General features: G+C 73.4%; 10 protein-coding genes. 6 read left to right on the top strand and 4 right to left on the bottom strand.

Going from position 1 to position 10,762, the window contains the following annotated elements:
• Positions 1-15 precede the first annotated feature (15 nt).
• The 3 genes from CO540_RS12330 to ftsY form a co-directional block, all read right to left on the bottom strand.
• On the bottom strand, positions 16-1,425 hold the full coding sequence (locus CO540_RS12330; RefSeq protein WP_099162146.1) for an ammonium transporter: 1,410 nt from the start codon (positions 1,423-1,425) through the stop codon (positions 16-18).
• Positions 1,426-1,590: 165 nt separating this feature from the next.
• Positions 1,591-2,454 carry an aminoglycoside phosphotransferase family protein gene (locus CO540_RS12335; protein WP_172967835.1) on the bottom strand — a complete coding sequence of 288 codons (864 nt, stop codon included), beginning with the start codon at positions 2,452-2,454 and terminating at the stop codon, positions 1,591-1,593.
• Positions 2,455-2,462: 8 nt separating this feature from the next.
• Positions 2,463-3,644: a signal recognition particle-docking protein FtsY gene (gene ftsY / locus CO540_RS12340; protein ID WP_099162147.1), complete on the bottom strand. Its 1,182-nt coding sequence runs from the start codon at positions 3,642-3,644 to the stop codon at positions 2,463-2,465.
• Between the two features lie 146 nt (positions 3,645-3,790).
• Between ftsY and CO540_RS12345 the strand changes: the two genes are divergently transcribed.
• From CO540_RS12345 to CO540_RS12365, 5 genes are all read left to right on the top strand, one after another.
• Positions 3,791-5,503 (top strand): alkaline phosphatase D family protein, encoded by a 1,713-nt coding sequence (locus CO540_RS12345; RefSeq protein WP_099162148.1) that lies wholly within the window; start codon positions 3,791-3,793, stop codon positions 5,501-5,503.
• Between the two features lie 13 nt (positions 5,504-5,516).
• Complete coding sequence (locus tag CO540_RS12350; RefSeq protein WP_091580338.1) at positions 5,517-5,942, top strand: MarR family winged helix-turn-helix transcriptional regulator; 426 nt, start codon at positions 5,517-5,519, stop codon at positions 5,940-5,942.
• A gap of 117 nt (positions 5,943-6,059) precedes the next feature.
• Positions 6,060-7,679, top strand: a complete 1,620-nt coding sequence (locus CO540_RS12355) for an MDR family MFS transporter (protein WP_099162149.1) — start codon at positions 6,060-6,062, stop codon at positions 7,677-7,679.
• 2 nt (positions 7,680-7,681) lie between these two features.
• Positions 7,682-8,170: a universal stress protein gene (locus tag CO540_RS12360; RefSeq protein ID WP_099162150.1), complete on the top strand. Its 489-nt coding sequence runs from the start codon at positions 7,682-7,684 to the stop codon at positions 8,168-8,170.
• A 66-nt stretch (positions 8,171-8,236) separates the two neighbouring features.
• Positions 8,237-8,770, top strand: coding sequence for a DinB family protein (locus tag CO540_RS12365; protein ID WP_099162151.1), 534 nt, complete (start codon positions 8,237-8,239; stop codon positions 8,768-8,770).
• On the opposite strand, the gene CO540_RS12370 is transcribed toward CO540_RS12365, so the two are convergent.
• Positions 8,757-9,746, bottom strand: coding sequence for a helix-turn-helix domain-containing protein (locus tag CO540_RS12370; RefSeq protein ID WP_099162152.1), 990 nt, complete (start codon positions 9,744-9,746; stop codon positions 8,757-8,759). The two genes, CO540_RS12365 and CO540_RS12370, sit on opposite strands and share 14 nt — an antisense overlap.
• 77 nt (positions 9,747-9,823) lie before the next feature.
• On the opposite strand from CO540_RS12370, the gene CO540_RS12375 reads away from it, so the two are divergent.
• Positions 9,824-10,759 carry a superoxide dismutase gene (locus CO540_RS12375; RefSeq protein WP_099162153.1) on the top strand — a complete coding sequence of 312 codons (936 nt, stop codon included), beginning with the start codon at positions 9,824-9,826 and terminating at the stop codon, positions 10,757-10,759.
• The last annotated feature ends 3 nt before the right edge of the window (positions 10,760-10,762 follow it).

Consider the following 10,762-nt stretch of genomic DNA (forward strand, 5'->3'; position numbering starts at 1 on the left):
TCCATCCCAGGAACGTTAACCGGCGACCTTCTCGCTGACCGGCGCGGCGGACTCGTCCGCCTCGTCGGCGGGCTCCGGGGTCGGCTTGGTGCCGCCGATCCCGGCCATGGCGAACGCGCCGCCGCTGCTGCCCGTGGTGGGCGACAGGTCGTACGCGCTCTCCGCGTGCTCGGCGACGTCGATGCCGTCGACCTCGGCCTCGGCCGACACCCGGAAGCCGATCGTCTTCTCGATGGCGAAGGCGAGCAGCCAGGCGACCCCGGCCGACCAGACGGTGACGATCAGACCGGCCAGCGCCTGCCGGCCGAGCTGGGTCAGGCCGCCGCCGTAGAACAGGCCGTCGGAGGCGCCGACCACGTCGCTGATCGCGCCGTTGACGGAGTTGGTGGCGAAGAGGCCGAGCCAGAGCGACCCGATCCAGCCGCCGACGAAGTGCACGCCGACCACGTCGAGGGAGTCGTCGTAGCCGAGCTTGTACTTCAGGCTGATGGCGAGCGCGCAGACCGCACCGGCGACGAGACCCAGCAGGACCGCCGCCCAGGGGGCGACGAAGCCGCAGGCCGGGGTGATGGCGACCAGGCCGGCGACCGCGCCGGACGAGGCGCCGACCATGGTCGGGCGACCGTCCTTGATCCGCTCGACCAGCAGCCAGCCGAGCACCGCCGCGGCGGTGGCGAGCTGGGTGTTGAGGAACGCCAGGCCGGCCACCGAGTCGACGGTCAGCTCGGAGCCGGCGTTGAAGCCGAACCAGCCGAACCAGAGCAGACCGGCGCCGAGCGCGACCAGCGGGATGTTGTGCGGCTTCATGCCCTCGCGGGGCCAACCGATCCGCTTGCCGAGCACCAGGGCCACGCCGAGCGCCGCCGCACCGGCGTTGATGTGCACCGCGGTGCCGCCGGCGAAGTCCAGCGCGTGCAGCTTGGCGCCGATGATGCCGCCGCCCCACACCCAGTGCGCGACCGGGAAGTAGACCAGGGTGGCCCAGCCGAACGCGAAGAGCAGCCAACCGGCGAACTTGGCCCGGTCGGAGATCGCGCCGCTGATCAGCGCGACGGTGATCACCGCGAAGACCATCTGGAACGCCATGAACACGTAGAGCGGGACGCCGATGCCGCTGGGGTTCTCCGCCGTGGCGCCCCAGAGGTCGGTCTCGGCGAGGAACGTCTTGGTGCCGAGGTAGGCGCCGGGGTCACCCCAGAGCCCGTTGACGTCGCTGCCGAACGCGACGCTGAAACCGTAGAACCACCACAGAACAGAGATGAGCCCGATGGCAGAGAAGCTCATCATCATCATGTTGAGCACGCCCTTGGACCGGTTCAGACCGCCATAGAACAGCGCCAGCCCGGGGGTCATGAGCAGCACGAGAGCGGTCGAAACCAGCAGCCAAACGGTGTTGCCGCCGTCGATCGTCGGTGCTTCAGGCACGCTGGCCTCCTAAAGGTGAAGTTCCCTCCTTCGCGGCTTCCGGGGCAGCGTCGCCCGTACGCCGGTTGCGCGGAAGCTTTGTCGGCCGCTGTTTCCTTCACCGACACCGCTCGATTTCCGACACGTGACGGGTTGTTTCCGGCGTGTGACGAACGCCGATCTTGCTCAGCGCAGCGCGTACTCCAGGTGGTGCCGCTCGTAGTCGAGCAGGCGCAGGTCCCGCATCGGCCGGCGCAGGTGGCCCTTGTGCACGATCCGGACGAACGCCGGCTCACCTGCGGCGGCCATCCGCCGGATGCCCTCGACGTGGTCGACGATGCGCTTGCGGATGGTGCGGATGAGCCGGTGCCTGTCCCGGGGGATCAGCCCGTACGCGTCGGCGAAGAGACGCAGCCGGCGCGGCCGGTCGGGGCGCTTCCAGCCGAGCGTGATCGAGTCGCGGTCGGAGAAGATCGGCACCCAGGTCCACGCCGCGTACGCCACGTCGTAGATGCGGGCGCCGGGCGAGGCCAGGTCGAAGTCGATCAGCCCGAGCGTGCCGTCGGGTCGCCAGATGACGTTGTGCGGCGCGGCGTCGTGGTGGCAGATGACCTCGGTGTCCGGCGGAGGCGGCCCGAACGAGCGCCAGACCGCGCCGGGCGGCGGGGTGAAGCCGTACTGGGCGTCGTGGAACATCCGCAGCATGGTGGCCACGGTGACCAGGGCCTCGTCGGTGACCCAGTGCGGGGCGAGCGGGTATTCGCCGCACTCCCCCTCCAGGTACGACAGGACCTCCCGGTTGCGCTCGTCCATGCCGAGCGCGCGGGGCGCGCCGGTGAAGCCGACGTATTCCAGGTGGCGCAGCAACGCGTGCACCGAGGGGGTCCACGGGCCCGCGTTGCGCCGGACCGTGTCGCCCACGCGGACCACGGTGCTCACGTTCCCGCCGTGCAGCGGGATCTCCTGCGAAGTCACGTACGGTCTCCCGAGGCGTGGCGACGGGTGGCTGGGGTCGCGCCACCCCGCGTAGGCGCGATCGTCAGTCGTCACGGGAGAGGCTACGCGTCCCGGGCGAGCGGCTCGGTCCCGAGCAGCGCGTCGACGAACTGCGCCGGGTCGAACGGGGCCAGGTCGTCCTTGCCCTCGCCGAGGCCGACGAGCTTGACCGGGATGCCGAGCTTGCGTTGCACGGCGATCACGATGCCGCCCTTGGCGGTGCCGTCGAGCTTGGTCAGCACCACGCCCGTGACGTTCACCGCCTCGGTGAAGACCCGCGCCTGCTCCAGGCCGTTCTGGCCGGTGGTGGCGTCGAGGATCAGCAGCGTCTCGTCGATCGGGCCGTGCTTCTCCACCACCCGCTTGACCTTGCCCAGCTCGTCCATCAGGCCGACCTTGTTCTGCAGCCGGCCGGCGGTGTCGATGAGCACCGTGTCCACGCCGGTGTCGATGCCGCGCCTGACCGCGTCGAACGCGACGCTCGCCGGGTCGGCGGCCTCCGGGCCGCGGACCGTCTCGGCGCCGACCCGGCCGCCCCAGGTCTCCAGCTGGTCGGCGGCGGCGGCCCGGAACGTGTCGGCGGCGCCGAGCAGCACGCTGCGGCCGTCCGCCACCAGCACCCGGGCGATCTTGCCGCAGGTGGTGGTCTTGCCGGCGCCGTTCACGCCGACCACCAGCACCACCGCCGGGACGCCCTCCTTGGGCGCGGTGCGCAGCGAGCGGTCCAGGCCCGGGTCGAGCGCGTTGACCAGCTCGGCGGCGAGCAGCGCGCGCAACTCCTCCCCGGTACGCGTGCCGAGCACCCGGGTCCGCTCGCGCAGCCGGTCGACGATCTCGCGGGTGGCGTCGACGCCGACGTCGGCGGTGATCAGGCTGTCCTCGATCTCCTCCCAGGTGTCCTCGTCCAGCCGGTCGCGGCTGAGCAGGCCGAGCAGGCCCTTGCCGAAGGCGTTCTGCGAGCGGGACAGCCGGGAGCGCAGCCGGACCAGCCGGCCGGCGGTGGGTTCGGGCACCTCGACCGGGGGCGCCTGCACCGGCGGCGCCTCGACCACCACACCGGTGCTGAGCTCCGCCTCCGGGGCTTCGACCGGTGGGCCGGCCAGATCCTCCTCGGCGCGGGTGTCGACCTCCGTCTCGGGCAGCGGCGGCTGCGGGCGCCGGCGCAGCCGGGGCACCACGAGGCTCAGGCCGCCGATGATCAGCACGCCGAGCAGGGCGAGAGCGACGAGGAGGTATTCCTTCATGCCCGAAATCCTGTCAGATGCCGGCGACGGCGTCCCACTCACCGCCTCGGCACGCGAACAACCTGCGGGTACGCTCGCGGCTGGAAGGCGTACCGCAACCGCCGGCCGGGTAGGAACACCGAAACGATCTTGTCGGAGGTAATGTCGTGCCCGGTTCCCGCCTGCTCATCGGCCCCCTGTTGCGTCGGGTCGTCGACACGCGGGCGACGATCTGGGTGGAGACGAGCGCACCCGCGGTGGTCACCGTCCGCACGGGCGACGGCGCCACCGGCAGCGCCCCCACCTTCTCCGCGTACGACCACCACTACGCGATCGTCGTGGTGAGCGGGCTCACCCCGGACAGCGTCACCGCGTACGAGGTGCTGGTCGACGACGAGGTGGCCTGGCCGCTGCCCGGCGACGCGTTCCCGCCCAGCGTGATCCGCACCCGCGCGGCCGACGACGCCGACCAGCCGGTCAGTCTGCTCTTCGGCTCCTGCCGGGAGACCACCCAGCACTCCACCGCGCGCAAGCTGCCGCCGGACGCGCTGGACGCGTACGCCCGGCGGGTGATGGCCGCGCCCGACGAGGCCGCGCTGCCCGACCTGCTGGTGCTGCTCGGCGACCAGGTCTACGCCGACGAGACCTCGCCGACGGTGCGCAAGCTGCTCAAGCGGCGCCGGCGGCGGCCGAAGGACGCCCCGGCGACCCAGGTGGTCAGCTTCGACGAGTACACCAAGCTCTACCTGGAGTCGTGGCGCGACCCGGAGATCCGCTGGCTGCTCTCCACCGTGCCGAGCGTGATGATCTTCGACGACCACGAGGTGATCGACGACTGGAACACCTCGCAGTCCTGGCGCGCGGACATGCGCGAGGAGCCGTGGTGGGCCGAGCGGATCCGCAGCGGCCTCGCCTCCTACTGGGTCTACCAGCACCTGGGCAACCTGAGCCCGGACGAGATCGCCGCCGACCCGGTGTACGCGAAGGTGGTCGCCGCGGAGGACGCCACGAGCGTGCTGCACGAGTTCGGCGAGCGGGTCGACAAGGAGGCCGACCTGGCGCACGACACCGAGCGCTGGCGGGCCGTGCAGTACCAGTGGAGCTATGCGCTGGACCTGGGGCGGACCCGGCTGGTCATGCTGGACAACCGGTCCAGCCGGGTGCTCCAGCCGGGCAACCGGGCGATGCTGCCGCCGGGCGAGTGGTCGTGGTTCCTCGACCAGGCGCACGGCGTCTACGACCACCTGGTGGTGGGCAGCTCGCTGCCCTGGCTGCTGCCGCCGGGCATCCACCACGTGGAGACGTGGAACGAGCGTCTGGCCGACTCCGGCCGCCCCTGGGTGGCCCGGCTGGCCGAGCAGATGCGGCGGGCCTGGGACCTGGAGCACTGGGGCGCGTTCCGGCGCTCCTTCGAGGCGCTCGGCGAGCTGTTCGCCCGGCTGGGCAGCGGCACCGCGCCGCGCACCGGGGCGCGGGTGGGCGCCGGGCCGGCGTACGCCCGGCCGGCCTCGATCAGCGTGCTCTCCGGCGACGTGCACCACTCGTACGTGGCCCGGGCCCGGTTCGCCGACCGGTCGGTGAAGACGCCGGTGCACCAGCTCACCTGCTCGCCGATCCACAACCAGGTGCCGGCCGCGATGCGTCCGCTGATGACGCTCGGCTGGAACCCGGGGCCGTCCGGGGCGGCCCGGGCGCTGGCCCGCTCGGCCGGGGTACGCCGGCCGCTGGTGCGGTGGCGGAAGCTGGCCGGGCCCTACTTCGGCAACGCGGTGGCCACGCTCACCCACTCGGGCCGGTCGGCCGCCGTGGTGATCGAGGGCACCACCAGCGAGGGCGAGTTGCGCCCGGTGGCACGCCAACAGCTCAGCGACGGCGAGTGAGTACCCTCTGAGCGTGGACGAGACGCTGCGCGCCGTGGAACACGAGTTGACCGCGTTGCTGCGTCGGGGCCGGGCGCTGTCCTGGGAGATCGCCCGCGAGGTCCACCCGAACCTGGAGCCGAACGCCTACGGCCTGCTGCTCTGGCTGCGCCGCTCGGGCTCGATCCGGCTCACCGACCTGGCGGTGAAGCTGGGCATCGGCAAGGGCACGTTGAGCCGGCAGATCGGCGGCCTGGAGGCGTTGGGCCTGGTCCGCCGCGACCCGGACCCGACCGATCGGCGGGCCGCCCAGCTCAGCCTCACCGAGGAGGGCACCCGGCGGTTCGACGCGGCCCGGGCGGCCCGACTCGGGCAGATCCGGCGTTCGCTGGAGAACTGGCCGAAAGAGGATGTGGCGGACTTCGCCCGGTTGATGCACCGGTTCAACGAGACGTTCTGACCCACCCGGCCGGGGAATAGGAGTTCTGCCACTCGCGGTTGTTGCTTGAGGCAACCAAGCCATACGGTTGCCCGAGGCAACCCCCGTTCCCCTCTCCTTCCCCGGAGGCACTCCACGATGACGCAGGCGACAGCGCCCCGCCCGGCGACCGCCGTCGACATGTCCCACCGGCAGATCCTGGAGGCCCTCTCCGGCCTGCTGCTGGGCATGTTCGTCGCGATCCTCTCCTCCACGGTCGTCTCGAACGCGCTGCCGCGGATCATCACCGACCTGCACGGCAGTCAGTCCGCGTACACCTGGGTGGTCACCTCCACCTTGCTGGCCACCACCGCCACCACCCCGATCTGGGGCAAGCTCGCGGACCTGACCAGCAAGAAGGTCCTGGTCCAGCTCGCCCTGACGGTCTTCGTGCTCGGCTCGGTGCTCGCCGGGCAGGCCCAGACCACCGGCGAGCTGATCGCCTGCCGCGTGGTGCAGGGCGTCGGCGCCGGCGGCCTCACCGCGCTGGCCCAGGTGATCATGGCGACGATGATCGCCCCGCGGGAGCGCGGCAGGTACAGCGGCTACCTCGGCGCGGTCATGGCCGTCGGCACCATCGGCGGCCCGCTGATCGGCGGCGTGATCGTCGACACCGACTGGCTCGGCTGGCGCTGGTGTTTCTACGTCGGCGTGCCCTTCGCCGTGCTCGCGCTGGTCGTGCTCCAGAAGACGCTGCACCTGCCGGTGGTCAAGCGCAAGGTCACCATCGACTGGTGGGGCGCCACCCTGATCACCGCCGCCGTCTCGCTCCTGCTCGTCTGGATCACCCTCGCCGGCGACCGGTACGACTGGATCTCCTGGCAGAGCGCGGTCCTGGTGGCCGGAGCGGTGCTGCTCGGGGCGCTCGCCGTCCGGGTCGAGCAGCGCGCCGCCGAGCCGATGATCCCGCCCCGGCTGTTCCGCAACCGCACCATCACCCTCGCCGTGGTCGCCAGCGTCGCGGTCGGCGTGGGCATGTTCGGCGCCTCGGTCTTCCTCGGCCAGTACTTCCAGATCGCCCGCGGCGAGAGCCCGACCATGTCCGGCCTGATGACGCTGCCGATGATCGGCGGTCTGCTGGTCGCCTCGACCGTGGTCGGCCGGATCATCACCAGCACCGGCCGCTGGAAGCGCTGGCTGGTGACCGGCTCGGTGCTGCTCACCGCCGGCTTCGCGCTGATGGGCAGCATGCGCGTGGACACGCCGTACTGGCGGCTCGCGATCTTCATGGCACTGATCGGGCTGGGGCTCGGCATGACCATGCAGAACCTGGTGCTGGCCGTGCAGAACACGGTCGGCGCGCACGAACTCGGCGCGGCCAGCTCGGTGGTGGCCTTCTTCCGCAGCCTCGGCGGCGCGGTCGGCGTGAGCGCGCTCGGCGCGGTGCTCGGCCACCGGGTCAAGGACTACCTCGCCGACGGCCTGAGCCGGCTGGGCGTGCCGGCCTCCGGCTCGGGCAGCGGCGGCGCGCTGCCGGACGTGCACACCCTGCCCGCCCCGATCCGCGCCGTGGTCGAGTCCGCGTACGGGCACGGCGCCGGCGACATCTTCCTGGCCGCCGCCCCGTTCGGGCTGCTCGCCCTGATCGCCGTGGTGCTGATCCGGGAGGTGCCGCTGCGCCGCAGCAACGGCGACCCGATCGCGACCGACGTCGACCGGGAGTCGACGGTCGCCGCCGGCGGCGCCGCCGCGGTGGTCCGCACCGGAGGACGGGACTGACGATGGACGCACCGGAGCGTGAGCGGTACGGGCCGCAGGCCCGTCCGCTGCCCTTCGAGCGGGGCACCGACGGACCCCGGGTGGTGCTCGTCGGCGTGGACGGCAGCCGCACCTCGCTGCGAGCCGCCTCCTACGCCGCCGGGCTGGCCCGCCGGCAGGGCGCCGGACTGGTGGTGGTGTTCGTCAGCTCGCCCGCGCCGTACAGCGGGATCATGTCCGGCGTGGTGGCCGGCGCGGTCCAGCAGACCCACGACGAACTGGCCGACGAGCTGCGGGCCGAGTGCCGGCGCGGGGCCGAGGAGCTGGACCTGCCGGTGACGTTCCTGAGCCGGCGCGGCGACGCGTACACCGAGCTGTGCCGGGCGGCCGACGAGCACCGCGCCGACCTGGTCGTGGTCGGCTCCTCCGAACAGGCCGGCCACCGGTTGGTCGGCTCGGTCGCCACCCGGCTGGTGCGCGCCGGACGGTGGCCGGTCGTCGTCGTGCCCTGAGGGGTAAGGAAGGGCCCCTTTTTAACGCCTCGCGTTGTACCGGGGCCCCCTCTTACCATCGCCGGGATGACTACCTGGACCGCAACTGAGATCGACCGCCGCCACGAGCCCTACGTCGCCGACGAGCGCGCCATGCTGCAAGGCTGGCTGGACCTGCACCGCGACACCCTGCGGCACAAGTGCGCCGGGCTGACCGCCGAGCAGCTGCGCACCCGCAGCGTCGAGCCCTCCGGGCTGACCCTGCTCGGCCTGGTGCGGCACATGGCCGACGTGGAGCGCTGGTGGTTCCGCGTCCGCGCCGCCGGCCTGGAGCTGCCCGACATGTACGACTACGACAAGGACCCGGACGCCGACCTCAACGACATCGCCGACGCCGACCCGGCCGAGGCGCTCGCCACCCTGGAAGCCGAGATCGACGCGGCCGACCGGGCGGTGGCCGACCTGCCGCTGGAGCACACGTTCCGGCGCGCCCGGCGCGACGGCGGCAGCGACGAGATGAACCTCCGCTGGGTCTACGTGCACATGATCGAGGAGTACGCCCGGCACAACGGCCACGCCGACCTGATCCGCGAGCGCATCGACGGCGTCACCGGGGCCTGACCTCGGCCGGGGCGCCCGCCCGCAGCACCTGCTCGCCCAGCGGGGTGAGGCAGTGCCGCACCGCCGCGCCGTCCCGCCGCGTGGTGATCAGCCCGGCGGCCCGCAGGGTCGCCGCGTGCTCGCTGGCCGTGGCGGCGGAGACGCCGACGCGACGGGCGAGCTGGGAGGTGCCCGGTGCGTCGGCGGTCGCCGCCAACACGGCCGCCCGGGTGCGCCCGAGCAGGTCCGCCAGCGGCGCCCCGGGCCCCAGCTCACGCCGCCCCGGCCGGATCGGATACACCAGCACCAGCGGGCCGCCCGGGTCCGCCAGCAGGTAGGGCTGCGGGGCGAGGTGGCAGGGCAGCAGGGTCAGGCCCCGGCCGCCCGCGGCCACCTCGACGTCGTCGGCGACCGCGCACCGGTAGGACAGCGCGTACTCCTCCCCCGTCTCGGCCCAGGCCAGGTACGGGCTGAGGTCGCGCAGCACGCGATCGAGGCCGCCGGCCGCCAGCGCATGGCCGCGTACCGCCCGGTCGGCGCGTACCGCCGCCTCGATCTCCGACCAGTAGGGCGCGAGCGCCACGCCGTGGAAGGCGCGCATCGCGGCCCGCAGCCCGGCCCGGGCGGCGGGCTCCCCGGCGGCCAGCGGCGCCACCCGGGCGGGCAGCGCGCCGGACGCCACCAGTGGGCCCAGCTCGGCCGCGAGCGCCTCGTCCGGAGTGTCCGCGACCCGGTCCAGCAGGGCGTCGAGGCCGCCGTCGAACACCGGCGGGGTCACGAAGTCCGGCACCAGGTAGGGCGTCCGGCACAGGTCCAGGTAGGGCCGCATCTCGGGGCGCAACGCCGCCCGGGTCCGCGACCGCCAGCCGGCGAGGTGCTCCGGCACGTCCGCCAGGACCAGCCGCTGGGCGGCCATCGCCAACTCGACCAGCACCGCCGGATCGGACCGCAGGACCGTGCGGCTCAGGTCGGTGGCGTTGAGCCGTACGGTGGTCACCGGCGCACGGTAGCCACCTTTCGGCCCGTACCGAAAGGGGCTACCGGGCGGGCCGGCGCCGCCGGACGCTGCGTCGCGTGAAGACACTCCTCGCGGCGGCCACCGCGGTCCTGACGGCGGTGACCGTCGGCGCACCCCGGCCCGCCCCCACCAGCGTCCGTCCCGACACCTACGTCGTCTCCCGCGCGCCGGGCGTGCTGCCCGAAGGGCTCGCGGTCACCCCCTCCGGCACGATGTACGTCACGAGTTCGGCCACCGGCGCGGTCTACCGGGGCGACACCCGCCGGGCCGGGCTGCGCCCGTTCCTCGCCCCCGGCGCCGACGGCCGGACCAGCGCCGCCGGGGTCCGGGTGGACCACCGGGGGCGCGTCCTCGTCGCCGGTTGGACCACCGCCACCCTTTTCGTGTACGCGCCGGACGGCGCCCTGCTGGCCCGCCGCGCCGCCGCACCCGGCGCGGCCCTCAACGACCTGGCGGTCACCGGCGACGCCGTCTACGTCACGGACTCCGCGACCGGCACCCTGTGGCGCGCCGCCCTCGACGGCGGGCGCGTCGGCGCCCTGGTCCCCTGGGTGGGCCCCGACGACTTCCCGGCCGCCCCGGTCTTCCTCAACGGTGTCGTGGCCGACCCGTCGGGCCGGGTCGCCCTGGTCGCGGAACAGGGCGGCGAGCGTCTGTTCCGGGTCGACCTGGCCGACCGGTCGGTGACCGAGGTCGAGGTGAGCGGCGGCCGGATGGGCGCGGACGGCCTGCTGCTGGAGGGGAACCGGCTCTACGGGGTGGTCAACGAACCGGACGGCGTCGGCGGCACCCGGTTCCTGGTGAACCTGGCCCGGCTCGACGCCGGGCTGCGGACCGCCCGGGTGGTCGACCGGTCCCGTCCGGTCGGCATCCAGCGGTCGCCGACCTCGGTGGCGCGCGACGCCGGGCGGCTGCTCTGGGTGCACAGCCAACTCTTCGCGGCGGTGCCCACCCCGCCGTTCACGGTCACCGAGGTGCCGGGCCTGCGGTGAGCG

Origin of the sequence: Micromonospora sp. WMMA2032, assembly GCF_002688545.1 — a bacterium.
Taxonomy (GTDB): Bacteria; Actinomycetota; Actinomycetes; order Mycobacteriales; family Micromonosporaceae; genus Micromonospora; species Micromonospora sediminicola.

Excerpts from the sequence above, each read along its gene's own strand:
- CO540_RS12355 (WP_099162149.1), top strand. The coding sequence starts at position 6,060 with ATGACGCAGGCGACAGCGCCCCGCCCGGCGACCGCCGTCGACATGTCC.
- CO540_RS12360 (WP_099162150.1), top strand. The coding sequence starts at position 7,682 with ATGGACGCACCGGAGCGTGAGCGGTACGGGCCGCAGGCCCGTCCGCTG.
- ftsY (WP_099162147.1), bottom strand. The coding sequence starts at position 3,644 with ATGAAGGAATACCTCCTCGTCGCTCTCGCCCTGCTCGGCGTGCTGATC.
- CO540_RS12365 (WP_099162151.1), top strand. The coding sequence starts at position 8,237 with ATGACTACCTGGACCGCAACTGAGATCGACCGCCGCCACGAGCCCTAC.